Origin of the sequence: Escherichia coli, from assembly GCF_036503815.1 — a bacterium.
In the GTDB taxonomy this organism is placed as follows: Bacteria; Pseudomonadota; Gammaproteobacteria; order Enterobacterales; family Enterobacteriaceae; genus Escherichia; species Escherichia coli_F.
This window is the reverse complement of record NZ_AP027764.1, coordinates 30,477-57,204: the sequence shown is the minus strand read 5'-3', so window position 1 is coordinate 57,204 and position 26,728 is coordinate 30,477. Positions and strand designations below refer to the sequence as shown.

At 50.8% G+C, this 26,728-nt stretch carries 17 protein-coding genes; 4 read left to right on the top strand and 13 right to left on the bottom strand.

The features are described from left to right. Positions 1–43: 43 nt before the first annotated feature. Positions 44–9,139, bottom strand: coding sequence for an inverse autotransporter adhesin IatC (gene iatC, locus AABJ99_RS00235; protein WP_338387467.1), 9,096 nt, complete (start codon positions 9,137–9,139; stop codon positions 44–46). Positions 9,140–9,340: 201 nt separating this feature from the next. Beyond that, entirely contained in the window at positions 9,341–10,525 is a 1,185-nt protein-coding gene (gene nepI, locus AABJ99_RS00230) for a purine ribonucleoside efflux pump NepI (protein ID WP_039020305.1), read from the bottom strand. Between the two features lie 227 nt (positions 10,526–10,752). On the opposite strand from nepI, the gene AABJ99_RS00225 reads away from it, so the two are divergent. Then, positions 10,753–11,112, top strand: coding sequence for a type II toxin-antitoxin system RelE/ParE family toxin (locus AABJ99_RS00225; RefSeq protein ID WP_039020307.1), 360 nt, complete (start codon positions 10,753–10,755; stop codon positions 11,110–11,112). Beyond that, positions 11,096–11,419 (top strand): helix-turn-helix domain-containing protein, encoded by a 324-nt coding sequence (locus AABJ99_RS00220; protein ID WP_000125643.1) that lies wholly within the window; start codon positions 11,096–11,098, stop codon positions 11,417–11,419. The genes AABJ99_RS00225 and AABJ99_RS00220 overlap by 17 nt, the downstream gene beginning before the upstream one ends. A 115-nt stretch (positions 11,420–11,534) precedes the next feature. Here AABJ99_RS00220 and yicN read toward each other — a convergent pair whose 3' ends face one another. After that, complete coding sequence (gene yicN / locus AABJ99_RS00215) at positions 11,535–11,987, bottom strand: DUF1198 domain-containing protein (protein WP_001306732.1); 453 nt, start codon at positions 11,985–11,987, stop codon at positions 11,535–11,537. Positions 11,988–12,039: 52 nt separating this feature from the next. Further along, entirely contained in the window at positions 12,040–13,374 is a 1,335-nt protein-coding gene (gene adeQ, locus AABJ99_RS00210) for an adenine permease AdeQ (protein WP_077782357.1), read from the bottom strand. 174 nt (positions 13,375–13,548) lie between these two features. On the opposite strand from adeQ, the gene adeD reads away from it, so the two are divergent. Further along, a complete protein-coding gene (gene adeD / locus AABJ99_RS00205; protein WP_039020309.1) occupies positions 13,549–15,315 on the top strand; it encodes an adenine deaminase in 1,767 nt (588 codons plus the stop codon). Positions 15,316–15,361: 46 nt separating this feature from the next. On the opposite strand, the gene uhpT is transcribed toward adeD, so the two are convergent. The 9 genes from uhpT to ivbL all read right to left on the bottom strand — a co-directional run bounded on the left by uhpT (position 15,362) and on the right by ivbL (position 25,959). Then, positions 15,362–16,753, bottom strand: coding sequence for a hexose-6-phosphate:phosphate antiporter (uhpT, locus tag AABJ99_RS00200; protein ID WP_000879194.1), 1,392 nt, complete (start codon positions 16,751–16,753; stop codon positions 15,362–15,364). Between the two features lie 137 nt (positions 16,754–16,890). Beyond that, positions 16,891–18,210, bottom strand: a complete 1,320-nt coding sequence (gene uhpC / locus AABJ99_RS00195; RefSeq protein ID WP_024211947.1) for an MFS transporter family glucose-6-phosphate receptor UhpC — start codon at positions 18,208–18,210, stop codon at positions 16,891–16,893. A gap of 9 nt (positions 18,211–18,219) precedes the next feature. Then, positions 18,220–19,722: a signal transduction histidine-protein kinase/phosphatase UhpB gene (uhpB, locus tag AABJ99_RS00190; RefSeq protein WP_039020310.1), complete on the bottom strand. Its 1,503-nt coding sequence runs from the start codon at positions 19,720–19,722 to the stop codon at positions 18,220–18,222. Continuing rightward, positions 19,722–20,312, bottom strand: a complete 591-nt coding sequence (gene uhpA, locus AABJ99_RS00185) for a transcriptional regulator UhpA (RefSeq protein ID WP_000628120.1) — start codon at positions 20,310–20,312, stop codon at positions 19,722–19,724. The genes uhpB and uhpA overlap by 1 nt, the downstream gene beginning before the upstream one ends. A gap of 161 nt (positions 20,313–20,473) precedes the next feature. After that, the gene (locus AABJ99_RS00180; RefSeq protein WP_338387576.1) at positions 20,474–21,799 is read right to left on the bottom strand and encodes a hypothetical protein; all 1,326 of its coding nucleotides are present in this window, start codon (positions 21,797–21,799) and stop codon (positions 20,474–20,476) included. Positions 21,800–22,212: 413 nt separating this feature from the next. Then, positions 22,213–22,695 carry a hypothetical protein gene (locus tag AABJ99_RS00175; protein WP_039020338.1) on the bottom strand — a complete coding sequence of 161 codons (483 nt, stop codon included), beginning with the start codon at positions 22,693–22,695 and terminating at the stop codon, positions 22,213–22,215. 1,077 nt (positions 22,696–23,772) lie between these two features. Next, positions 23,773–24,063: an acetolactate synthase small subunit gene (gene ilvN, locus AABJ99_RS00170; protein WP_001181706.1), complete on the bottom strand. Its 291-nt coding sequence runs from the start codon at positions 24,061–24,063 to the stop codon at positions 23,773–23,775. Between the two features lie 3 nt (positions 24,064–24,066). Further along, the gene (gene ilvB, locus AABJ99_RS00165) at positions 24,067–25,755 is read right to left on the bottom strand and encodes an acetolactate synthase large subunit (RefSeq protein WP_039020311.1); all 1,689 of its coding nucleotides are present in this window, start codon (positions 25,753–25,755) and stop codon (positions 24,067–24,069) included. A 105-nt stretch (positions 25,756–25,860) separates the two neighbouring features. Beyond that, the gene (ivbL, locus tag AABJ99_RS00160) at positions 25,861–25,959 is read right to left on the bottom strand and encodes an ilvB operon leader peptide IvbL (protein ID WP_001300753.1); all 99 of its coding nucleotides are present in this window, start codon (positions 25,957–25,959) and stop codon (positions 25,861–25,863) included. Between the two features lie 563 nt (positions 25,960–26,522). On the opposite strand from ivbL, the gene tisB reads away from it, so the two are divergent. Next, positions 26,523–26,612 carry a type I toxin-antitoxin system toxin TisB gene (gene tisB, locus AABJ99_RS00155; RefSeq protein WP_000060506.1) on the top strand — a complete coding sequence of 30 codons (90 nt, stop codon included), beginning with the start codon at positions 26,523–26,525 and terminating at the stop codon, positions 26,610–26,612. The last annotated feature ends 116 nt before the right edge of the window (positions 26,613–26,728 follow it).

Genomic DNA, 26,728 nt, shown 5'->3' with positions numbered 1-26,728 from the left:
AGAAATTGCCCTGCTGATGCAGGGCAATTTAGTAGTTATTTCGTTAAAAATATCTCACACACAAACCAGAAGACTTTCCTGATCCTGGTGTTGATATACCAGTTTCAGGATTGAATTTCTCGTGAACCCCTATAAGTACAGTACTTGTCCAGTAATCCGTACTGCTAAATGTACTGCCATAAGCTTTCAAATTACCATATTCTCCCCACAACGTACCTACTTTTCGTGGAACTACACCACTACTTGGTCGCTGCGCTAATTCTAAAGATGACGCCACTTGTCCATAGCTATTGCATGATGCATTTATAATATCCCAAGTGTTATTACTGGCAGCACCTAAACTAGTAAACCATTTTTTCATCTTGAATTTGAATACAACATTATTCCCTTTACCATCTTTTGGTTTCCCGGTAATAGTGATTTCACTATTTAGGGGCAGACTTATTGTGACTTCTCCATTATTGTTAACATTAATACCATAGATGCCTGCCGTCCAATCATAATCTGTATTCTTCATATTATGGGTTAATACTAAGGTGAATTTAGCCCCATCAAATCCTGTTTCAGGAAAACCATCTATCGCCCTGAATATTGCACCATTCACACTCAGAGAATCGACTACTACAAAAGGAAGGATGGTATAGGAAGGTTGCCCGTTTACACGCCAACCGTTAATCTGCAGAAATGAATTTAAGTTCTCTCCTTCTTTGTAGGCCATATAGGTACGCTCATATATGCCATCACCCAAATATATCCATTTAGCCCCTTCTTTCTTCTCCACATTTTGTAAGTACACTGCATTATCCAGCAAATCCAGACCGTTATCCAACGGGTTACCAAAATCATCAGCTAATAAAACACTGACAGGTAAATCCGCCCCAACAACCACAACATCATCTCTTATACGAAGCTGTGAACCATGCGGACTCGCTTCACCCGGTTTAATAGTATAATTATTTGAATAATTGGCATCGCTCCAACCAACCATCTTCAGTTGTGCATTCAAATACACTTCCGCGAAATGCGCCATATACTGTCTTTGATATTGCCCATTGCCGTTGTATATCCAATTATTACCCTGGATAGGATCTGCATTCCTGACTTTTACGTTTTCCTCATTAAGCTGAGCGACACCATCAGTAATAAAGTTACCCTGAGCATCACTAAGTACAACAGTCACCGTTATGCTCTCCCCAGCAATATATACCGTTTTGTCCGTGATAATCGTGGACTGAGTTTTTGCTGCTGCACCTGGTTGTATCCCGTATAGCGCGGAATTAATCTCCGTTGCCCATGTTTTTAATTTCAGACTGGCAACCAAATTTTTCTCGGCAAACCATGCTGTCCAGATCATGGTATATTCACCATTATTCTGTTCGACCCATTGCATCGAATCGGGGACTGCGCCGCCCACCGTAAAATTATCGATATATGATTCGATAACTCCTGATGTCAGCCCTAAAGCCGGGTTACCAAACTCATCCCGCAACGTTACTGTGACAGTTAATGACTCCCCGGCGATATATGTCGTTTTATCTGTCCTGATGGCTGAATTTGTTTGCACCGGAGCACCACTGTGGATGGAATAACTCTCTGATTGTTTACTGCTGCCCCACTCAGGCAAAGTCAACGTCGCGTGGTGAGAGTCTCCCGCCATTTGCGCCGACCATGTAGCAGTATAAACACCGGCGGTTTCAGACCATCCTCCTGAACGTACGGCTCCTTCCACTATTACGTTATCACCAGACAGTAAGGACTCGCCCCCTTCAACCAGGTTACCGTGCGCGTCTTTCAGCGTCACGGCGACGGTTATAGTGTCGCCAGCGGTGTAGGCGTTTTTATCCGTAGCGATAGTTGATGTGGCTTGCGCCGGAGAACCGGACTGTATGTCATAGCGATCTGACGTTACACCATCACTCCACGTCTGCAATTGCAGGTTGGCGTGCTGATTGGTACTGGCAATCGTCGCCATACGGGTTGTGGTATACACGCCACCTGATTCAACCCAGCTTCCCGTTTCTGACGGGTCGGTGCCAGCCACCGTAAGCACACCATTAGCTGCTAACTGTGAAGCTGCACCGGTTACCAGATTATCGAACACATCCCGGAGCGTAACCGTGATAGAGATTGTCTCTCCGACCGTGTAGTTCGACTTATTTGTCTCAATGGTTGAAGTGAGCTGCGATGCATCACCCGGTACAAAGGTGATGCTCTGACTCTGGCTGCTACCGTTAATGCTGGCAGTGACCGTACTGGCTCCGGCGGTCTGGCTGGTGACGGTGATTATTGCCGCGCCGTCCGGCCCGGTGATAACCGTCGCGGCAACCGCTGCCCCGTTGTCCGCTGAGACGCTGACCGTCTGTCCGGCCAGCGCATTGCCGAACGCGTCGGTGACTTTCACCCGCAGCGTGTTCGCCGTCGAACCGTCTGCCACTGAGCCGTCCTTAATGACCACCAGATCCGCGATCTTCGCGGTGCTGACATCCGGGATAAATGTCACGTTCTGGTTCAGAATGCTGTTGTTGATGCTGGCAGTGACCGTACTGATGCCCGCCGTCTGGCTGGTGACGGAGATTTCCACGGTGCCGTCCGGCCCGGTGATAACCGTCGCGGCAACCGCTGCCCCGTTGTCCGCTGAGACGCTGACCGTCTGTCCGGCCAGCGCATTGCCGAACGCGTCGGTGACTTTCACCCGCAGCGTATTCGCCATCGCGCCATCTGCCACTGAGCCGTCCTTAATGACCATCAGATCCGCGATCTTCGCGGTGCTGACATCCGGGATAAATGTCACGTTCTGGTTCAGAATGCTGTTGCTGATGCTGGCAGTGACCGTACTGATGCCCGCCGTCTGGCTGGTGACGGTGATTATTGCCGCGCCGTCCGGCCTGGTGATAACCGTCGCGGCAACCGCTGCACCGTTGCCCGCTGAGACGCTGACCGTCTGTCCGGCCAGCGCATTGCCGAACGCGTCGGTGACTTTCACCCGCAGCGTGTTCGCCATCGCACCATCTGCCACTGAGCCGTCCTTGATGACCACCAGATCCGCGATCTTCGCGGTGCTGACATCCGGGATAAACGTCACGTTCTGGCTCAGAGTGCTGTTGTTGATGGTTGCGGTAACTGTACTGATGCCCGCCGTCTGGCTGGTGACGGAGATTTCCACGGTGCCGTCCGGCCCGGTGATAACCGTCGCGGCAACCGCTGCCCCGTTGTCCGCTGAGACGCTGACCGTCTGTCCGGCCAGCGCATTGCCGAACGCATCGGTGACTTTCACCCGCAGCGTGTTCGCCATCGCGCCATCTGCCACTGAGCCGTCCTTAATGACCACCAGATCAGCGATCTTCGCCGTGCTGACATCAGCAATAAACGTCACGTTCTGGCTCAGAGTGCTGTTGTTGATGGTTGCGGTAACTGTACTGATGCCCGCCGTCTGGCTGGTGACGGAGATTTCCACGGTGCCGTCCGGCCCGGTGATAACCGTCGCGGCAACCGCTGCCCCGTTGTCCGCTGAGACGCTGACCGTCTGTCCGGCCAGCGCATTGCCGAACGCGTCGGTGGCTTTCACCCGCAGCGTATTCGCCATCGAACCGTCTGCCACTGAGCCGTCCTTGATGACCACCAGATCCGCTATCTGCGCGGTGCTGACATCCGGAATAAATGTCACATCCTGGCTCCGACTGCTGTTGTTGATGCTGGCGGCGACGGCACTGATGCCCGCCGTCTGGCTGGTGACGGAGATTTCCACGGTGCCGTCCGGCCCGGTGATAACCGTCGCGGCAACCGCTGCCCCGTTGTCCGCTGAGACGCTGACCGTCTGTCCGGCCAGCGCATTGCCGAACGCGTCGGTGACTTTCACCCGCAGCGTGTTCGCCGTCGAACCGTCTGCCACTGAGTCGTCCTTAATGACCACCAGATCAGCGATCTGCGCCGTCCTGACATCGGCGATAAACGTGACGTTCCGGCTCTGGCTGCTGCTGTTAATGCTGGCAGTGACCGCACTGGTGCCTGCCGTCTGGCTGGTGGCAGAGATCTCCACCGTGCCGTCCAGCCCTGTGATGACAGTCGGAGCGACCGTTGCGCCGTTGCCTGCCAACACGCTGACCGTCTGCCCGGCAAGTGCATTCCCGAACGCATCGGTGACCCTCACTTGCAGCGTATTCGCCGTCGCGCCGTCTGCCACCGCGTTATCCTGGCTAACGACCAGATCCGCGATCTGCGCCGTGCTGACATCCGCAATAAACGTCACGTTCCGGCTCTGGCTGCTGTTGTTGACGCTGGCGGTGATCACACTGGTTCCGGCGGTCTGGCTGGTGACACTGATTTCCACCGTGCCGTCCTGCCCTGTGATGACAGTCGGAGCGACCGTTGCGCCGTTATCCGCCAACACGCTGACCGCCTGTCCGGCAAGTGCATTCCCGAACGCATCGGTGACCCTCACTTGCAGCGTATTCGCCGTCGCGCCGTCTGCCACCGCGTTATCCTGGCTAACGACCAGATCCGCGATCTGCGCCGTGCTGACATCCGCAATAAACGTCACGTTCCGGCTCTGGCTGCTGTTGTTGACGCTGGCGGTGATCACACTGGTTCCGGCGGTCTGGCTGGTGACACTGATCTCCACCGTGCCATCCGGCTGCGTGGTAACCGTCGGAGCAGTCGTTGCGCCGTTGCCTGCCAACACGCTGACCGTCTGTCCGGCAAGCACATTACCGAACGCATCCGTCACCCTCACCCGCAGCGTGTTCGCCATTGCGCCGTCAGCCACGGCGTTATCCTGCGTCACCTCCAGAATCGCGATCTGCGCCGTCCTGACATCGGCGATAAACGTGACGTTCCGGCTCTGGCTGCTGCTGTTAATGCTGGCAGTGACCGCACTGATTCCGGCGGTCTGGCTGGTGACACTGATCTCCGCCGTGCCGTCCGGCTGTGTGGTGACCGTCGGAGTGACCGTTGCGCTGTTGTCTGCCGTCACGCTGACCGTCTGCCCGGCAAGCACATTACCGAACGCATCCGTCACCCTCACCCGCAGCGTGTTCGCCATTGCGCCGTCAGCCACGGCGTTATCCTGCGTCACCTCCAGACTCGCGATCTGCGCCGTGCTGACATCGGCGATAAACGTGACGTTCCGGCTCTGGCTGCTGCTGTTAATGCTGGCAGTGACCGCACTGATTCCGGCGGTCTGGCTGGTGACAGAGATCTCCGCCGTGCCGTCCGGCTGCGTGGTGACCGTCGGAGTGACCGTTGCGCTGTTGTCTGCCGTCACGCTGACCGTCTGCCCGGCAAGCACATTACCGAACGCATCCGTCACCCTCACCCGTAGCGTGTTCGCCATTGCGCCGTCAGCCACGGCGTTATCCTGCGTCACCTCCAGACTCGCGATCTGCGCCGTCCTGACATCGGCGATAAACGTCACATCCCGGCTCTGGCTGCTGCTGTTGATGGTTGCAGTGACGGCACTGGTGCCCGCCGTCTGGCTGGTGACACTGATCTCCACTGTGCCGTCCGGCTCTGTAATCACCGTCGGAGCGACCGTTGCGCCGTTGTCCGCCAACACGCTGACCGTCTGCCCGCCCAGCGCATTACCGAACGCATCGGTGACCCTCGCCCGCAGCATATTCGCCATTGCACCGTCTGCCGCTGAGCCGTCTTGCGTCACCACCAGCTCCGCGACCTGCGCCGTGCTGACATCAGCAACGAAGTTCACCGTTTTACTATCACTGCTTTGATTGATCTTAGCCTCAACAGTGCTGGCATCCGCTACAGTACTACTCAGCACAACCTCCGCCATGCCATGCACATCCGTCCTGATGTCTGCACTCTGCCTTGCATTGGCAAATACAGCCGCCCCCTTCGTCACCGTAAAGGTGACAGTCTGCTCCGGCAGCACATTGCCAAACTGATCTTCCACCCGGACATTCACCGTATGTCGATCGCTGCCATTGGCCAGCACATCCAGGCTACCCGTTGTCACTTGCATCGAGACAATTTGTGCGCTGGCGGCATCGCCACTAATACTGTAAACATTTGAAGTCAGGGCGCTCGCCCAGCCGGACATCTGTAGCTGTGCTTTTAAACCGGTGCCAGGAAGTAAAGCGGTATACGTTGCGGTATAAATGCCTTTTTTATCTTCATTCCAGGTAATGCTTTCCGCTTTTGTATTTGGCAGCTGGATAACCTGGCTGATAGCGTCTCGTTGCCCCCCGACCAGGTTTTCATAGCTATCCTTGAGCGTTACCGTAACTTTAATCACACCGCCTGCGGTATAGGTCGTTTTGTCGGTAACGATAGAGGAATAAGCCAGCACAGCTCCGCTTTCGCGGATGACATACGCATCGGATTGCTGCGCGCTACTCCATGTCGATAGTTTCAGCGTGGCGTAATGGCTATTGCCAGCAATCTTCGCGGTTCGGGTGGTGGTGTAAACGCCATCAGACTCTTCGCTCCAGTTACCCGTTTCATTTTTATCTGTACCGCTCACCTCGACCACACCGCTACCCGCCAGCAGCGAAGCCATCCCTTTCACCAGGTTTTTCTGCTCATCCATAAGGGTAACTGACACTTTTATCTTGCCACCCGCGGTGTATGACACATCGTCCGTCTTGATGGTGGAGGTCAGCTGCGAGATATCGCCAGTAATAAAGCTCACTTCCACAGACTGACTACTGCCATTGATCTCGGCCTTGATAAGACTGTTTACCGCCTGGTCACTGGCAAGGTTAACGCTGGCAATCCCGTCTTTATCTGTCGTCACAATACCGCCATTTGGATCGGCAAAAACCGCCGCACCATTCACGACCGTGAAGGTAACATTTTGTCCCTGCAGTAAATTTTGATGCACGTCCCTGACCGTCACAGCGACGGTATTGTGATCGCGTCTGGCAACTGCGTTATTCGCGGTGATCTGCATCGCAGCGATTTTGGCGGTATCTTTATCACCCGCAATACTGAACGCATCCGAATGCTTGGTTTGCCAGCCGGGCATCGTCAGCTGGGCCGTTAATTTGTCGCCAATGAGATGGGCCGTATAGTTTGCTTTGTAAACTCCCTCACTTTCTTCCGTCCAGGCACTAACAGCATCAGTCTTCGTGTTGTCTACTTTAACAGCCTGTTTAAGAAGTTCTTTTCTTCCGGTAACCCCGTTGCCATTTTCATCTTTCAGGGTCACTTTTACGCCTATCGGCTTACCCGCGACGTAATTATTCTGGTCTGTTTCAATCATGGAGTCCGCTCGGGATGCCATATTTGCCACAATGGCAATCAGCGCTGGTGTTTTAGCAACATCGTCGCCGTTAAATTGTGGCATCAGCGACAACGCGCCTGACGTCTTCCCGGAGGTAACTAACTGGGTATAGGTTCCGTTACCGTTGTCTTTCCATTCGCTTAGGGCGAAATCTTGCAAACCTTTCGCATGGGTTTTTAATGTCATACCCGGGATAGGCTTGCCGCTGGAATCTCGCGCGGTATAGGTCAGCGTTGAGATTGATTTTCCATCCGCAAGCAGAATTTGTAGATCGACAGAAAGCGTTGAATCAGCGAGGCTTAGTGTGGGTTTTTCTACAACCACCATACTTTCTTCACGCCGGGAGAAATTCCCTTTCGAATCTTCCGCTATAACTGTTATTGGGTAAGTGTTGTCGGTTTCAGGCATTACCGTAAATCGGTAGGGTGGAATAGTGACCTGAATATCCTTGCCGGAAACAGCAACTTTCCCGCCCGCAGATTGCAAGGAAGCGGCTTCGATGTCATAACCTTTCAGCGCGTATTTGGTTTGTAAGGAAGAAACCAGCGATTTAACCTCGCCCGGCTTGCCTTTCAGCGGATCGGTCAGCGTCAGCCGCACCAGTTCTTTCTTGCGATATTCAAGGACAATATTGTTATTACGATCGACCAGGTCATAGCGACTGCCTACAAGGCTACGCCGTGCTGCTACTTCAGCCGGATCGAGCTGTTTTTGCAGTGATTGACCGGGTTGCAGCGTCAGCTCCATACCAATTCGGGTGTCGTTCTCTCCCTGTTTTCCCTGCCGTTGCTCGGCACTAAAGGAGATCAGGGGAACGGGGGTGTAACTCAAACCTGCGGTAATCGCGTGAGGATCATTTTGTCGCTCGTCTTTACCAAACAGCGCCACTTCATCGCCATAATATTGTTCATAGACCAACTTGCCGCCCAGCTGCGGCCAGGCCGGTAACCAGCCTTCGGCGCGAAGATCCCACCCGTTCGCCGGACGTGCTTCATAGTCATTGTCGAGTTCCGGTGCACTACGCCAGTTACTGAGGCGCAGATAACCGTTGCCGCTCAGTTTCAGGTAATCGCGCCAGTATTCAACGCCCATCCCGGTTCGGGTGTGATAGCGGCTCAGGTCATGATCGATAAACAGGTTTATGCCCGACATCCAGCTCGGAGTGAAATAACGCCAGCCGATACCGTGGTTCGTTTGAGTGCGATCATCCGTACGGTGGAGTGCATGCTGGCTGAAGACCAGGTTATCTGGCGTTTCGTACCAGGGATGGAGAAATTCAAATGAAGAGCTTTTAAGGCTGAAATCTTCATCAACACCCAGAGATACCCGGGCAGTTCCCCAGCGGCTGAGCCAGTCTGTCGCCTGCGCAGACACAGAAGAAGCCACCCAGCCACGCGCCATACTCGCAGCCTGTTCGCTGTCCATATCGCGCGCTAAAAGTGTCCCACTTTGTTGCGCCACTTCCGCGACCTGCATTTGTGGATCTTTACCGTCGCGCTCCATCTGCATTGCTTTCAGAGTGCGCGCTTCAGGGCTGTTACTGTTGATGAGTGGTACATCTATCTCATCGCCCTGACGCACATTGTCAAAGCCCCGCGCAAAGGTACGGAACTGATTCAGGCGACGTAATTCATCAACGGTAATACCAAAGCGTGCCGCGACCGTTGGTGGCGATTCCAACGCCCCCAAGGTGTATGGAATAGTTTTAACGTTCGACAGGATCAGTGACGCGGCAGTATCCGAATGCGCAGGGTTAACATGCGTAGGGGCAGCAGCCATAACAGGGAAAATAGTTTGTGTTATCAGGCAAATACCGGCGGTCAGACGACGTAAACGATCCCCCAATCCACATATGGTTTTATCACCCCGACGATCGCCATTCCCATGCGCTTTCCCTGCCATTTGTCATCCCTGTCGCTATGCGTTCAGATTAAATGACCTTTCTTTAACATGAGGGAAAATGATGATTCATGATTAGCAAATGATGAATACAGGCGGAAGAATGGAAATAACAACAAGATAAGAACAATGCCTGATCAATGGTTATCAGGGGAAGAACAGGAGAGTGTTCCCACCACAGCAGTAACCCCTCCTGTAAATACGTTACTTCATTTTCACCTTTGCGGTGACTAACAGCGCGGTAAGCAACATCAATGTGCCGGACAACATCAGCGGCGAAGTCAGACCAATATTATCCAACGCATAACCGCCGATTGCTGCGCCACAAGTATTAGCAAGCTGAATAACCGCCACTTGAATAGACCCGGCTTTTTCTGCCTGATCGGCCAGTGAGCGAGTGATCCACGTTGACCAGCCAACGGGAATTAAAGCAAAAGTCAGCCCCCAGATAATCGCAACGCCGGTCGCCACGATTTTATCGCTTCCCCACAACGTCAGCACCAACGCACTCAGAGCCAGCATTAACGGCGCACCTGCTAAGGCCAGTTTTACCGAATGTTTAAGAATGAACGACGAAAGCGACGTGCCGATAAAGCTGGCGATACCAAAACTCAACAGCACCAGCGTTAAGCCATCCACGCTGAATCCCGCCAGGTTCATATACACCGGGCGAATATACGTGAAGAAAGCAAACTGCCCGGCGAAAGACATGAAGATGGCGATCATCCCGGCCATCACGCCCGAACGCTGTAATAAGCGGAAAGTATTTTGCTTCTGATGCGAGGGTTCGCCAGGCAGCGAAGGCAATGATTTGATAATCCAGATAATACACAGCACGCCCATCACCGCCGCCGCATTAAAGACATTGCGCCAACCGATAAGCTCACCTAAAAAGCTACCCAACGGTGCGGCTATCACCAGCGCAATAGAAACCGCGCCGAAGATCACCGACAGCGCCTTCGGCACCTTACGCGCTGGTACCAGACGCATGGTCAGCGACGCCGACATCGCCCAGAACCCGCCGAGTGCCAACCCCAGACAGGCACGACCGATTAAAAGCAAATTGAATGAGTTGGCAAAGGAAACCAGCAAGCAGGAGAGCGTCAGCAAAACGGCAAACAAAATAACAACGTAGCGGCGGTCAGTGGCCTGAATTGTCTGGGTAATAAACAAACTGGCAAACATTGCCACAAAAGCGGTCACGGTCACCGATTGCCCGGCAACCCCTTCCGAAATACCTAAATCCTGGGCCATTGGCGTCAACAAACTGACGGGCAAAAACTCAACGATAATCAGGCAGGCGACGCAAAACGCTACCGAGAAAACGGCGGACCAGTTCGGTCGGATGATGGCATCCGCGCCGCGGTTTTCGGCAATAAATTCACTCATGGTGTTACCCGTGGCATGTTTCAGAGGAAAAGCTGACCACTTTAACACTGAAATGTGTGACACATTTAACGTTTTTGCAACTTTTACGGTGTTGTGGGAAAAGTTCGAGGCTGCTCGAAGAAATAAAAATCATAGGGCAAGCTGATATGCATTTTCGCGATTGGGTTGGGAATAAGGGATAAAGTATTGCACTTGGTGATATACTTTAATAACAGGACCTCAACGATATGCGCGTATTTAAAACCAAATGGTTTGCAAGGGGAGCCAGGTCTCATGCAATAACAGATGAAGAGTTGTGCCGGGCCATTTTAGAAACGGAGCAAGGTAAAGCTGATGCACTTGGTGGTGGCGTTTTTAAAAAGCGCCTTCACCAAAATCGTGAGCGTGCAATTATTCTGGCAAAAGGGGGAAGCAATTGGTTTTACACGTTTTTATATGCAAAACAGGATATGTCGAACATCAATAGTCAGGAACTGGCTGGGTTTCGTGAACTTGCAAAGCATTATGCCTTCCTGACGAAAGCCCAACTAACAGCAATGATTAACACTAAAGAACTGACAGAGATCTGCTATGACTGCAAAAACTAAATTTAAAAGTCCTGCATTTGAGGCTATTCACAGCGCAGCGGCTGGATTGTCCAGCGTCGATGCTATTTCTGCCGAAACGATGCGTACTTTTGACAAAGCCTGCCTGACCAGCGTGCAAGACTTACAACCTGTTGAGATAAAAGCACTGCGGGAAAAATTAAAAGTGAGTCAGCCCGTCTTCGCTCACTATCTCAATACCAGCGTTTCAACTGTACAAAAATGGGAAAGTGGCGCTAAACGCCCCAATGGCATTTCATTAAAACTGCTCAGCATTGTGCAAAAACACGGGCTGGAGGTGCTGCTGTAAATAGAACGTAGATAATGCGTTCACCTACTGTCAGTTCCGATGCCGGATGCGGCGTGCACGCCTTATCCACCCACCAGCTCAGGCGCGGTCTGTAGGCTAATAAGACGAAACGGTTTTAATGCAGCCAGTGAACGCCCTCAGCAGGCTGAAAGAATGCGTTATAGCGCATCTGAAAAGCATTAATATCCTGCATTTCAGGTTCGGTTTCGCGCAGAAAACCCAGCGCCAGCCTGACCTGAGCATCGGTAATCGGCGCGGCAAGACGGGCTTTTTGTAAAATCCGATGCCATTGCAGCAGGTTCTGTTCGCTTCCATCGACAATGACAATTTGCCAGATGAGCAACACCTGCGCGGCGTTTTGCAGGTGCGACTCATCCGGGCGATGCAAATAACGTAAAAATTCGTCACCGGCTGACTTTCCCATTTGATCGACCATCGACTCCACGGGTACGACATCGATATTCAGCCGATCGCTGAGACGGCGAATCGCTTTTCTGGCCCCGGATGTCAGCACCCGAAAACCAATTACAAACACTACAGCCAGCGTGGCGAGCATTATCCAGATCATGAGTTCTCCTGCGTAATCAGAACTCATGATATCTGGAAACCCTCGCCAGTTACTAATCCACCAGAATAATCTTCAGTGCAAACAGAGCAGCGACCACCACCACACACAGGTTCAGATCGCGCCAGCGCCCGGTGCACACTTTCATGATGCAGTACGACATAAAGCCGAGTGCAATCCCTTCGGTGATCGAGAAAGTAAAGGGCATCATCACCGTGGTAATAAATGCAGGTACTGATTCGGTAAAATCATCCCAGTTAACGCGCGCCAGGCTTGAGGTCATCAGCACGCCAACAAAGATTAACGCTCCGGCGGTGGCGTAAGGAGGGACCATTGCCACCAGCGGCGAGAAAAACATAACTAACAGGAACATAACGCCGACCACGACAGCCGTTAGCCCCGTGCGACCACCGACTGCCACACCAGAAGTACTTTCAATATAGGCAGTAACAGACGAGGTACCGATAAATGCGCCTGCCACCGAACTGACGCTATCAACATACAGCGCCTTATTCATATTGGGGAATTTACCGTTACTATCTATTAAGCCAGCTTTATCAGTTACACCGATTAATGTTCCTGATGAATCAAATAGGTTGATCAGCATAAAGGAGAAAATGATACCAGCGAGTTCAAGTGATAATGCGCCACTCAAATCCACTTCACCAATGACGCCGCTAATATCAGGCGGAATGGAATAGACGCCGCTAAATTGAACATCACCGAAAAATAATCCACAGCAAGACGTCACCACAATAGAGACCAGCACCGCGGCATGAAAATGACGAGATGACAACACGGTTATAATAAAAAACCCTAATATACCTAACAACACACCGTGAGAACTTAAATCACCAATCATCACCAGGGTGTCTTTATTGGCGACAATAACACCAGTATTTTTTAACCCCATTAAGGCGATAAATAATCCGATTCCGCTAGTGATACCAATACGTAAACTTAATGGAATGTTGGAGATCATCCAGTACCGGATGCGAAACAGCGTGAGCAAAAATAGCCCAATTGCGCCCCAGAATATTGCGCCCATCCCGGTCTGCCAGGAGATACCCATCGCCCCCACGACCACGAACGCAAAGAAGGCGTTCAGTCCCATTGCCGGAGCCAGCGCCACGGGTAAGTTAGCAAATATCCCCATCGCAATACTGCCGATACCGGCAATCAAACAGGTGGTAACAAACACCACTTTCGGGTCCATTTGTGCCGCGCCGAGGATTTGCGGGTTCACAAAAACGATGTACACCATGGTTAAAAAAGTGGTCATCCCCGCAATCAATTCTGTGCGGACGGTGGTCCCATGCTGAGGTAGTTTAAATAATCGCGAAAGCGTCCCTGATTCATTACTCACGTAATCGGTATTGTCATTATTCATTTTTTTGTCCATTGGAGGAGATTTAATCCCTTGCTTTTGTAAAACAAATGACAACAACGGTTCAGTGATAATTATCACATTTCAATTGCGCATTAATGGATATTCTTTAATAATCTCGCGACGTTTCTTTATGATAAATAATAATCAAATTGATAAAATCAAAATGAGAAAAATATGAATAATTCCATTAACCATAAATTTCATCACATTAGCCGGGTTGAATACCAGGAATTGTTAGCCGTTTCCCGTGGCGACGCTGTTGCCGATTATATTATTGATAATGTCTCTATTCTCGATCTGATCAATGGTGGAGAAATTTCCGGGCCAATTGTGATTAAAGGACGTCACATTGCCGGTGTTGGCGCAGAATATGCTGACGCTCCGGCTTTGCAGCGGATTGATGCACGCGGCGCAACGGCGGTGCCAGGGTTTATTGATGCTCACCTGCATATTGAATCCAGCATGATGACGCCGGTTACTTTTGAAACCGCCACCCTGCCGCGCGGCCTGACGACTGTTATTTGCGACCCCCATGAAATCGTCAACGTGATGGGCGAAGCCGGATTCGCCTGGTTTGCCCGCTGTGCCGAACAGGCAAGGCAAAACCAGTATTTGCAGGTCAGTTCTTGCGTACCTGCCCTGGAAGGCTGCGATGTTAACGGTGCCAGTTTTACACTTGAACAGATGCTCGCCTGGCGTGACCATCCGCAGGTTACCGGCCTTGCTGAAATGATGGATTACCCTGGCGTAATTAGCGGACAGAATGCGCTGCTCGATAAACTGGACGCATTTCGCCACCTGACGCTGGACGGTCACTGCCCGGGTTTGAGCGGTAAAGAACTTAATGCCTATATTGCTGCGGGTATTGAAAACTGCCACGAAAGTTATCTGCTGGAAGAAGGTCGCCGGAAGTTACAACTCGGCATGTCGTTGATGATCCGCGAAGGGTCCGCTGCCCGCAATCTCAACGCACTGGCACCGTTGATCAACGAATTTAACAGCCCGCAATGTATGCTCTGCACCGATGACCGTAACCCGTGGGAGATCGCCCATGAAGGACATATCGATGCCTTAATTCGTCGCCTGATCGAACAACACAATGTGCCGCTGCATGTGGCATATCGCGTCGCCAGCTGGTCGACAGCACGCCATTTTGGTCTGAATCATCTCGGCTTACTGGCACCCGGCAAGCAGGCGGATATCGTCCTGTTGAGCGATGCGCGTAAGGTCACGGTGCAGCAGGTACTGGTGAAAGGCGAACCGATTGATGCACAAACCTTACAAGCGGAAGAGTCAGCGAGACTGGCACAATCCGCTCCGCCGTATGGCAATACCATTGCCCGCCAGCCAGTTTCCGCCAGCGACTTTGCCCTGCAATTTACGCCTGGAAAACGCTATCGGGTCATTGACGTCATCCATAACGAATTGATTACGCACTCCCGCTCTAGCGTCTACAGCGAAAATGGTTTTGATCGCGATGATGTGTGCTTTATTGCCGTACTTGAGCGTTACGGGAAAAGACTGGCTCCAGCCTGTGGTTTGCTCGGCGGTTTTGGCCTGAATGAAGGCGCGCTGGCTGCGACGGTCAGCCATGACAGCCATAATATTGTGGTGATCGGTCGTAGTGCCGAAGAGATGGCGCTGGCGGTCAATCAGGTGATTCAGGATGGCGGCGGACTATGCGTAGTACGTAACGGCCAGGTACAAAGTCATCTGCCGTTGCCCATTGCCGGGCTAATGAGCACCGACACGGCGCAGTCACTGGCGGAGCAAATTGACGCCTTGAAAGCCGCCGCCCGTGAATGTGGTCCGTTACCGGATGAGCCGTTTATTCAGATGGCGTTTCTTTCCCTGCCAGTGATCCCCGCGCTGAAACTAACCAGTCAGGGGCTGTTTGATGGCGAGAAGTTTGCCTTCACCACGCTGGAAGTCACGGAATAATAAAAAAAAGCCCGGCGTCATGCCGGGCAAAAGTCACCAGTTACGTTTATGCCACTGTCAACTGCTGAATTTTTTTCTCGCGGCGGATTTTGCGTTCTTCCATCACCGCCACTATCGCCATCAGGCAGATACAACCAATCGCGGCGATATCCAGTGCGGCAAAGGTGCCTGCCCAGCCGGTAAGGCCGAATACCGGCGTCCCATCGGCAATCATCCCCAGCCCTAACTTGGCAAAGCTGTCACCAATCAGGTAAGCGAAGGTGCCTTTAATACCATCGGCAGCGCCAATGGCTTTTTTAGGTACAAAGCCAACAGCAGCCACACCAATCAACAATTGCGGGCCAAAGACCAGGAAACCTAACGCAAAGAGAGAAGCCAGGTAGATATATTCGTTGCTGGCATGTTGATACACACCGAGCGTGGCGATAATCAGCGCCAGCGCGATGCAGGCCACCAGGCCACGGCGACCGTTCGCCAGGTCAGAGAGCCAGCCCCACAACAGCGTACCCACCAGCGCACCAGCTTCAAACAGCGTAAAGCCCTGAATCGCCACCGCTTTAGAGAGTTTCAGTTCCTGGAACGCATACACGGTTGACCACTGGTCGATACCAATACGCACCACATAGAGGAAAATGTTGGCGAAGCACAGCAGCCAGATCACTTTGTTTTTCAGCACATACTCAACAAAGATCTGCCACTTGGTCATATCGGTAGATTCTGTCTCTTTGTCCTCTTCGCTGATCTCTTCGCCGAACAGTTCTTCAGCTTTGCCGAGGCCATAAGATTCCGGGGAGTCGCTGCCGTAACGCAGGCCGATAAAACCGACAATCAACGCGATGATGGACGGGAAGATAAACATGCCGATCACATGGCCGTCAAACAGGTAATTTGCGCCGAACAGCGCCACACCTGCCGCGCCCGCACCGCCAAGATTGTGAGAAATATTCCAGAAACCGAGGAACGTCCCGCGCTTACGACGCGGCGTCCATTTGGTGATGGTGGAGTAACTGCACGATCCCCCGGTACTCTGGAAAAAGCCGCTTAAGGCGTAGAAGGCAATCATCAGGAACAGACTAACCGAGCCGCTGCCCATACTGGCACTGAAGCCCAACATACAAATGGCAGACAAGATCAGCATGAACGGCAGGAATTGTTTGGTGTTTTTGCCGTCGGCGTAATAGGAAACCAGTGTTTTACCCACACCATAAGTGATGGAGAAGCCCAGGCCGATCATCCCCAGCTGCGTCATGCTCAAGCCGTAGGTCGAGATCATGTCGTTCTGCGCGATGTTAAAGTTCTTGCGAATCAGGTACATCGTCAGGTAGCCGATAAAGACCACCAGGTAGGATTGCATGAACGGTTTGAACCACATTTTGCGCCGCACTTCGAGCGGAAGATCCAGGGTCGGCTTGCGAACCTGGTTTAAGAAAGCCAGCATGGGTTACTCCTGAAATGAATACCTGCGTGAGGTATGCATTGTAAAAATCAGCAGCAAATCAGGCCTGAGATAGCGTCCAGGCAAAACCTGGAAAATTTCTTAGTTTTGCCGGATATGAAGTGAAAAAGTGAGATGCATCACGCTTCGCGCGGTGTCTGGGCATTCAAAAAGGGCAGTAACAGCAGTGCGGAAATCCCGGCGGCAATGGCGATAACCACAAAAAAACCGCTCCAGTGCCAGGTATCGAGTACTTTCGCCAGCGGCCAACCAGCAAGCGACGCCCCCAGATAAGCAAACAAGCCGACAAACCCCGTTGCCGCCCCTGCCGCCTCCTTGTGGGAACACTCTGCTGCCGCCATGCCGATTAACATCTGCGGGCCAAAGACAAAAAAACCAATGGTGAAGAAGCAGCTTGCCTGCATCACGTAGCTGGCAAATGGCATCAGCCACAGCGAGCCGACGGACAGCAAAATCCCGGCGGCGAAAATTAAATTCATCGGCCCGCGGTTGCCGTTAAAGAGTTTGTCCGAGCCCCAACCCGCTACCAGCGCACCGATAAATCCGCCCAGTTCAAACATTGTCACTGCCGTATTCGCCGTGACCAGATCGACGCCCAGCGTCTCGGACATATACAAATTGCCCCAGTCGTTGATCGCCGCCCGGACCACATAGACCAGCACATAGCAAAACGAAAGCAGCCAGATATACGGATTCAGCAACACATATTTGGTGAGGATCTCTTTACGTGTCAGCCCTGCCCCTTCTTGTTGTTGAGCGATTTCCAGCGCGTCGTGTCGCCATTCGCCGACCGCTGGTAAACCTAACGCCTGCGGGCGATCGCGCAGCCGCCAGCAGAGAATAATCCCCACGACTATCGCCATACAACCGGCAATCATCATCCCGGCACGCCAGCCGTAATGCAGCGCGCTCGCTGCCATCACAATGGGAATGAGTGCGCCGCCGACGTTATGCGCCGTGTTCCATAATGCCCACCACCCCCCGCGCTCAGTACGTGAATACCAGGTGGTTAACAGACGCGCACACACCGGTGAACCCCAGCCCTGGAAAAAGGCGTTCAGCCCCCATAGCATGGCAAACGCCCATAGCGACGTCGAGAAGCCAAACAGAATGTTGATGATGCCCGTGGCGATAAGCCCAATCCCCATAAAATACCGGGCATTTGAGCGGTCGCTGACAATGCCGGAGACAAACTTCGACACGCCGTAGGTAATGTAAAACAGAGTTGCTAACAGGCCGATATCGCTACGGCTGAGCACACCGTTGGCAAGAATTTCTGGTACGGCGGCGTTAAAACTTTTACGCGTAAAGTAAAACAGTGCGTAACCCAGCCAGATGGTCAGCAGAATATGGCGACGCCAGTAACGGTAACGGGCATCAATTTCTTGTTTATCGCTAATCAACGGCGCGTCAGCTGGCGCTTTCAGAAACGGCAACATCATCAAGCCTTAGACATAACGTTGAGGTAGAGAAACACTGACACGCGTGCCGTGCAAACAGGAGATGGTCAAGGTGCCGCCCAGCGCCGTTACGCGCTCGCGCATTCCGGTGAGGCCAAAACCTTGTTGCCCGGAACCCGGCGGCAAACCGCTGCCATCGTCTTCAATTACCAGCATCAACCGTTCATCCTGCTGCCAGCCTTGCAGGGTGACCGCACTGGCATCGGCATGTTTCACAATGTTGTTCAACCCTTCCTGGCAGACGCGAAACAGCGTCACGCGCTGGTTTTCGCTTAACGCTGATTCATCGATTCGCCATTCGAGATGGCTGACAATACCGCGCCCTTCCAGCTCCATTTCCCGCATCAGTGAGCGGATGGCCTGCTCCAGAGTGAGATCATCCAGCTGGCGCGGACGTAACCGCCCTAACAAGCGGCGCACCGCGTCGTAAACGCCCAGGGATAACTGTTCGATGAGCTGCCCGCTCTGTTTCACGCGGGAGTTATCCGCCGCGAGCCGCTGGACAATGCCCGCTTGCGTACGAATGGCGGTGATGGTCTGACCGATATCATCGTGTAATTCACGCGCCACATCACGACGCACACTCTCTTCGGTTTCCAGCAAACGTTCAGCCAGATGCTGATTGCGCGCCAGTTCCTTTTGTAGCGACTGGTTAAGTTCACGCAAGCGCTGTATGCCAGCGCCAAGTAACAACCCTGTCAGACTTTGCACCAGCAGTGAGAGCAATAAATCGACCGGATGATCACGCCAGGTTTGACTGGCGATCAGCGCGATGGCGTTCATCAACGTCGCAATCAGCGCCCCTTGCCAGCCGTAGTGCCATGCCAGCGCGATAATCGGCAGCGCCAGGCAGAAGGGAGTGAAGCGCGACAGTTCATCCGGCAATCCCAACTGGAGCCAGAGACTGATAACAAACAGCAGCAAGTACCAGACCAGATGCCGCCCGCGCCAGTTGATCGGTTGAGAAACCAATGACGGACCGAGCGGCAGCCAGGTGTTATTGGCGAGATAGTGCCAGAACACCAGACATATCGGGGCCAGCGTCAGGCCGCCAGTTAAAGTTAACAGCAGCGCATTCCACGACTCTTTGCCGTACCAAAGCCAGGGCAACGACTGCAACAACGCCGCCGCCGTCAGCGCTGCCCCCTGTAACAGCAGGGTGCGCCAGTCGCGTTGATGGCGATAGCGTGAGATCAGCGCCACGGGCAGTAACGTCAGCAAACTACCGATCATCAATAAGGAGAAATGGCTTAAACCAACCGCCTGCGTTAACCAATAAATCAGCAGCCATTCCGCGCCCAGCAGCACTGGCCAGTATCCGCGTGGGCATTGCAACATTAGCCCCAGGCGCAGACCAAACGGAAATAACAGCACCGCCATATCAGGGCGCTCAACCAGATGCAGGCTGATACTCCACAGGCAAAACCACGCGGCAGAGAAGATAAAAAAGCAGGCAATAACAGTAATTAAGCGGGAGAACAACGTCTTCATCACCAGCCATCAAACATGCGGCGCGCCAGTTCCACGTCGTTACTGACGCCCAGTTTTTCCATCAGGTTGGCGCGATGGACGTGTACCGTTTTCGGCGACAAGCCCAGTTCGGCGGCAATCTCTTTCACCGCCATTCCTTGCGCCAGTTTTTCCGCCACCTGGCGTTCACGTTTGGTCAGCGGGTCCTGGCGACCGGATGCCAGTTTAATGGCAATATCCGGTGTCAAATAACATCCCCCCGTAGCAACCGTATGCACCGCAGCAATCAGTTCATCCGGGCTACAGCGTTTGGAGAGAAAGCCGCGCGCCCCCGCGTTAAGTGCCTGCTCAACCAGTGCCGGACTGTCGTGAACGGAGAGCATAATTGTCGCCATACCTTTCGGCAGCTGGCTTAGCAGCTCCAGACCGGAGATATCGGGCATGGAGATATCGCAAATACACACATGCACACCGCGCCCCGGCAGCCCCGCCAGTGCCTCGCGCCCCGAACCAAACTCGGCAACTACCTGCAAATCAGGTTCCAGCCCCAGCAGCTGCGCAAAGCCGGAGCGGACGATAAGGTGATCGTCTATAAGGGCAATGGTGATCATGATTGGGTCCTGGCGGATAAAAAACGCGCATACCTTAACGATAAGCGCGATGTTGTTCAAGTTGGATATGGGGTATGTATTGGCTTAATGATGTTGGGCTTATCGTCAAAACGCTTACCTGAAAGGTAAGCGTTTGGTGCGTGTTATTGAGAAAAAGCGAATTATTTGTAGGTTGCAATCGTAATATTGCCTGAGAAATTTCTCCTTAGATTGCGGACATCATTATCCCTTGCCCAATAATCATCTTTGTGTCTATAACTTTCATCGGAATGTACATAGGGAGAATCATCTTCAACGTCGTTATGGATAATATTTTCGCCTTTAGTGGTATAGATATAATTAGCAATATCAAAGGTGTCATTCGCGTTATTTATGACTGCTCTTAAAACATAAAGAGTTTGTGTGAACCCGTATTCTGAGAAATCGGCATGAAGATGGTTATTTCTACCATTCAAAGCAACAAAACTCGGACAATAACTTAATGTATCGCCAACAGCTACAGCGGCGCGACGCACATCAGGTGCAACATTATCATTAGCAACATAAAATGCATGTGAACAGGCATAAAACAAATTTCCAATCCCGGTACGACTGGATAAACAAGAAATGATTTTTGCTATTTTTTCTGGCTTTATACCATCTTGATATAACGAATCTCTCACCAGATCACATTCATCAGGGGTGAAAATAACTTTCTTGAATATTTCCTCATAAACATCACAAGAAGGAGATCCAGAGCGAGTGAAAGATCTAGTGCGAAGTGTTAAATCTTGCATTTTTTCGCGAAGTAATTCACTTATAGTGCTGTTTATTTTTTCACCACAACATAAGACAAATGAACTTCCCTCCAGAACTTGTCTTTCTGCATCTGCCAGGAGTGAGCTAAATTCATCCTCATGAAGCTTAAGGTTTTTTATAGATGATTGATGTAAATACTTTTCTGGAATTAAATCTTTTTGTTCCCTTAAAAGCTCTATCATTCGGCGTTCGGTTTGCCTATCAGAAGGGGATTTCATGTTATAGTTATTTTTAGCAACTTCCAGCTTAAGAGCATTTGCAGCAACTGTTAATTCTGAGATTTGTTCTCTTTCCTGTTGATCATGTTGTGATAAGAGCTGCAAAAACTCTTGTGCGTTAGACCCTGAAAATTCCCTGACGTCCTCATGCTTTATACTTTCAGTTTCACCATTTTTTTTCTTATGAAATTCACGATACAATTGGGTTTCTTTAAATCTGTCACTACCGAGCTCTTCAATTTTGACATAACTATTTAAACCCGTTACAGCAATCCATATTTTATTATTCGAATCCTTAGATTCAGGTGTAACATGAAAATAAGGGATGAATTTAGAATTAACCTCATAACGATAAAGATGCAACATTTCCAACAGGTGAGTTAATATATTTACAAATGATTCTCTAAAGCTTACCTTTACGGGTTCTGTTGGTACTGTTAGGCAATCGTCAATCACACCACTTTTTTTCATTACGTCAATGTTAGAAAAATCCATATTAAGATCACGCTTAATACTCTTATTTAAATTTTGCTTCTTTTGGTTAAACAGAACACTCTGTTTAACAGGATTGGTGGTTACGCTATAAGTTCCCATAATAACCTCATGGTTTTTTCTCAATATTAATAAATACAACTTTGATATTATTCAAAGCATTAATATTAGCGCCACAATTGGTCATAAAGCGACCTCCATGTGCCAGTTCGTTAAGAAAAACGCAATAATACTGGAGCTTATTTTCCGAACGATTTTCCCAACGCAATTGCATCACTAACACCACTTATTCACTATCAAAAATCGCTCATTTTTCAAAAATGAATGTTTACACATAGACGCTTAAGAATACGCGTTCACCTTAATGATAAACGCGATTTATCAGGCAAAAATCATAAATCAGAAGTTGTTGCGGCAGCGGAAAATGTAAAAGCGACTTTATCTATTTTGGAGTTTTCTTTGTCGACCCTACCGGTAGTAAAATAACGAGCACACTGAAGCTTAACTTCATTTTCAATTTTATCAACCGCCATCAAATATATCTTCTGACTAAACCCATTCATAGTAAAATCCATTTCATTAAGATACTTTCCAGACCCAAAAAAAGCATTTCCTGATTTTTTTAAATGCAATGTCAATGAAGTGGCACCATCCAAACTCTTTGAGAGTAACTCGCGAACATCTTGAGATGTATGTTGTAAGCGAGTCTGATAGCCTTGTGCGGAAGAATAATAAAAACATGTAATCCCCTGAGGACTGGCTAAGCAAGCGATTATTTCATCAATCTTATCATCCGTAATATTACCGTTTGATTGTTTTAATAATTCTCTTACCCGAGCACAATCATCATCATTAAAGCATACCTGTGCACCCAATTGTTCAGGTGTCTTTTGACTATAACTTAGATCTTTTTCAATTATTTCAATTTTGCTTGCAAATATTTTAAGAATATCTTTACTTAACTCAACACCACAGCAAGTTATTTTTGCAGCGCCACTTGGTTTAGTTTGTTCTTTTATACATCTATGAGCATCCATAGTCATAGAGTGTAAATAACCATCATCAATATCAATTTTTTCCTGAACAGGTAAATGTCCCTCATCTTTTTGAATTCGCAGGTTTAATAAATCATATGTATTACTCAAAATTTCTGCAGGCATTTCGTAATTACAATCCGCATTCATCAGAACAATACTATTAACTAATTTTTTCCTCAAAACCGTGTCAGCAGAATGTGTTTCTAACGCAGCAGTTTTTTCAGATAGCGATTTGATAATAGTCGCTACAGCCACTCCAGAATATGATGTATTCCCCAATATTTCTTTTATATTATTTTTACCTGCACCAACCTGAAAAACATTAAAGGATTTGCCACCTGTTTGTTCAATTACGGTGTATTCGTTCTCTCCAGTTGCCGCCATCCAGGTACGATTACCATTATTTTCAGTGCCTGGCATAGGGTGAAAATAGTTAAGGATTTCGGTATTAACACTGCGAGAACCGGACATAATATTTGCTATTAAGCGTTTTATTTCCTGTAACATCCATTTTGCGAAATTACTGCCAGGTGAATATTTTTTCTCGTTATTTGTGATATTAAGCTCAGCAGCAATAATTCTATTTTTATCCAAAAAGGTGGAAGGGCAGGGATTTGACATCATTGTTCCGCTGTTTATAGGGCTTGCCATAATATACCTCACGATGAACCATTAATTAATAGAATGCTGGTCATGACCACTGGTATAGACAGCAATCAGAATTTAAAACCATCGCTGGAAATTTTTAGCCCTAACTGTTAACCCCCAAATTATCGGTGCAGCGACTTAAATTAACGTCCTGGGCTAATAAATTGTGCCTGAGATGGTCTCTGGCACAATTTCACCCTATATATCTGAACGGATCTATCAAAAATCGCTCATCAGTAACTCCCCCGAGCGGTTTAATGTCGCTCCTTACTGAAAAAACACCGCAATCTTGTTAAACATCGTCGGATCGGACTGGTTACGCTGCACTTTCACCACATCTTCCAGCTTGTCGATTTGGCTTATCATCTGCTCCAGACGCTGGTCGTCATTAACCAGTAGCCAGATGTGGCTTTTGTCGCTGTCCTGAATCGGCAGACAAAGAATGCCTTCAACGTTAAAAGCGCGACGGGCAAAAAGACCACAAACGTGGGTCATTACGCCCGGATGGTTGCGAACGGTGAGCTCCAGAATCACGTTGTCATGAGTTGTGTTTTGCATGGCTTATTCCCCCACCATTTCAGTATTCGCCGCACCTGGCGGCACCATCGGGTACACTTTTTCTTCGGCATCAATGCGCACATGGATCAGCGCTGGCCCAGGACGATTAATAATTTCCTGCAATGCGGCCTGCGGGTCGGCTTCGTTATTTAAATCACAGGTTTCGAGGCCAAATCCGGCGGCAATCTGCATAAAGTTGATTTTGCCCGGATAGGTGGCGGCAAAAACGCCCTGCTTGTAGAACAGACTCTGTTGCTGATGCACCAGCCCCAGCGCTTCGTTATTCATCAGAATGATTTTCACATCCAATTGGTTTTCGCTTGCGGTCGCCATCTCCTGAATATTCATCATCAGGCTGCCGTCGCCAGAGAAACACAATACTTTGCGATCCGGATTCGCCAGTGCCGCGCCAATCGCCGCAGGCAGGCCAAAGCCCATCGTGCCCAGCCCGCCGGAGGTCAGCCACTGGCGTGGGCGATTGAGCGGATAAGCCTGCGCCGTCCACATCTGATGCTGACCCACGTCGGTGGTGATAATCGCGTTGTCATCGACACAGGCGGCAACGGCGTTGATCAGGCCGTAATGGCTTAACGGATCGCACGCTTTCGGGATTGGACACGGGAATTCGCGCTGCAAATCGGCTACCAACTGGTGCCACTCTGCACGCGGTTGCGCTTCCACCTGTGGGATCAGCTGCGCCAGCACGTCATCAACATCCGCCTGAATCGCTACGTGCGGTTGCTTGATTTTGCCCAGCTCTGCACGGTCGATATCGACATGAATAATTTTGGCATTCGGGCAGAACTGCTCGGTTTTGCCAATCGCCCGGTCATCAAAACGCGCACCGAGCACAATCAACAAATCCGCCTCCTGCAAAATGTAGTTGGTGCTGCGCACACCGTGCATCCCCAACATACCCAGCGACAACGGATGCGCTTTTGGCAACATGCCCAGTGCCATTAAGGTCATGGTGGTAGGCAGCTGCGCTTTCTCCGCCAGTTCACGCACCCGCGCGGGCGCGTTAATGACACCGCCGCCCAGATAGAGCACCGGGCGTTTGGCGGCGTTAATCATTGCAGCTGCGTCACGAATACTCTCTTCACTAAACGCAGGCGAGGCAGCTTTTTCTGTCATACCGGGCTGTTCTTCAATCTCAAAAACTGCCGTTTGCACATCCTTAGGAATGTCTATCCACACCGGGCCAGGGCGGCCTGATTGCGCAATACGGAAGGCATCGCTCATGACCTGCGGGAGTTCTTCGATATGTCTGACCAGATAGTTGTGTTTAGTGATGGGGATAGAGATGCCGTAGGTGTCCACTTCCTGGAAGGCATCAGTGCCGATCATTGAGGCAGGGACCTGGCCGGTGATGCAAATCAGCGGGATGGAGTCCAGTCGCGCATCGGCAATGGCGGTCACCAGGTTAGTCGCACCCGGTCCGCTACAGGCCATACAGACCGCCGGTTTGCCGTCGGTACGCGCCATTCCCTGAGCGATAAACCCTGCGCCCTGTTCATGGCGAGCCAGAATATGGCGGATTTGCGTGCTTTGGCTCAAGGCATCGTAAACAGGCAGGATAGAACCGCCCGGAATGCCCGTCACAATCTTAATGCCCTGCTGTTCCAGGAAATGAACGATAAATTCTGCGCCGGTAAAGCGCTTACGTGTCGATGATGTGCCCGAACTTGCCATGCTCCAGTCCTTTTCTTCTGGGCCGACTTTCCGGGAGGTGCTTAAACGAAAAACCCCGCCCGGTTTGCGCCGGCGGGGTTTTGGAATCGTGTGTTGTTCCAGTCCCTACGGCGCATTGCCGACGACCACCACCACACGCACGACGACCACTGCGGCGGATGGCGCAGTTGGTAGTAGTTTTGCGTTGAGCATGGAAGTAGTCATTGGGGACCTTGTTGGTTTTGTGTTTAACAATATTTATACAAGCACAGGTTTACAGGGGAGACAATGGAAAATTTTTCATCAAGGGAAAATTGAGGGATTGATCACGTTTTGTACTGAAAAGCAGGCAATAAAAAACCCCGCCGGAGCGAGGTTTCGTCAGCCGCCCGCGGCTGGTAACCGCAAAGCACACTGTATTATGTCAACACTGAAAGTATACGTGTTCCGCGCAGAACGCGCAATTTCGGCACGAATTTTGACGTATTTGGTACATAGTGGAGTATCGATCACAGTTTACGTTTTGTCTAAATATTACTGTTTATTTATACAGTAAACTTCTATAATATCACTGTACGCAATGTGTTATGCGGGGGCCGCATCGTTACCCGGCGCACTAAGTCCTGGCTGAAACGGGTGGTGCCGTCAGCGCCTTAACCCCGCGAGAGCACACTGTGTTATGTCAACAGCACAACGTTTCTCCTTGAGATACCGCGTGCACAACAGCTGGCAACAGGCAGCGGAAAGGTACGTCAGCTGGCAGTGCTCCTGAACCACAGGAGACGCGTATGAGCCTGGTGGATATCGCCATTCTTATCCTCAAACTCATTGTTGCAGCACTGCAACTGCTTGATGCTGTTCTGAAATACCTGAAGTAATTCAGATTCAAGTCGCACCAAAGGGGAGCGGGTAACCGCTCCCCTTTTATATTTAGCGTGTGGGTTGGTGTCGGATGCGATGCTGACGCATCTTATCCGACCTACCATCCCTCCCG

Excerpts from the sequence above, each read along its gene's own strand:
- tisB (WP_000060506.1), top strand. The coding sequence starts at position 26,523 with ATGAGCCTGGTGGATATCGCCATTCTTATCCTCAAACTCATTGTTGCA.
- yicN (WP_001306732.1), bottom strand. The coding sequence starts at position 11,987 with ATGATCTGGATAATGCTCGCCACGCTGGCTGTAGTGTTTGTAATTGGT.
- nepI (WP_039020305.1), bottom strand. The coding sequence starts at position 10,525 with ATGAGTGAATTTATTGCCGAAAACCGCGGCGCGGATGCCATCATCCGA.
- uhpC (WP_024211947.1), bottom strand. The coding sequence starts at position 18,210 with ATGTTGCCGTTTCTGAAAGCGCCAGCTGACGCGCCGTTGATTAGCGAT.
- iatC (WP_338387467.1), bottom strand. The coding sequence starts at position 9,139 with ATGGCAGGGAAAGCGCATGGGAATGGCGATCGTCGGGGTGATAAAACC.
- AABJ99_RS00225 (WP_039020307.1), top strand. The coding sequence starts at position 10,753 with ATGCGCGTATTTAAAACCAAATGGTTTGCAAGGGGAGCCAGGTCTCAT.
- adeD (WP_039020309.1), top strand. The coding sequence starts at position 13,549 with ATGAATAATTCCATTAACCATAAATTTCATCACATTAGCCGGGTTGAA.
- uhpT (WP_000879194.1), bottom strand. The coding sequence starts at position 16,753 with ATGCTGGCTTTCTTAAACCAGGTTCGCAAGCCGACCCTGGATCTTCCG.
- ilvN (WP_001181706.1), bottom strand. The coding sequence starts at position 24,063 with ATGCAAAACACAACTCATGACAACGTGATTCTGGAGCTCACCGTTCGC.
- ilvB (WP_039020311.1), bottom strand. The coding sequence starts at position 25,755 with ATGGCAAGTTCGGGCACATCATCGACACGTAAGCGCTTTACCGGCGCA.
- adeQ (WP_077782357.1), bottom strand. The coding sequence starts at position 13,374 with ATGAATAATGACAATACCGATTACGTGAGTAATGAATCAGGGACGCTT.
- uhpA (WP_000628120.1), bottom strand. The coding sequence starts at position 20,312 with ATGATCACCATTGCCCTTATAGACGATCACCTTATCGTCCGCTCCGGC.
- ivbL (WP_001300753.1), bottom strand. The coding sequence starts at position 25,959 with ATGACTACTTCCATGCTCAACGCAAAACTACTACCAACTGCGCCATCC.
- uhpB (WP_039020310.1), bottom strand. The coding sequence starts at position 19,722 with ATGAAGACGTTGTTCTCCCGCTTAATTACTGTTATTGCCTGCTTTTTT.
- AABJ99_RS00180 (WP_338387576.1), bottom strand. The coding sequence starts at position 21,799 with ATGAAAAAAAGTGGTGTGATTGACGATTGCCTAACAGTACCAACAGAA.
- AABJ99_RS00220 (WP_000125643.1), top strand. The coding sequence starts at position 11,096 with ATGACTGCAAAAACTAAATTTAAAAGTCCTGCATTTGAGGCTATTCAC.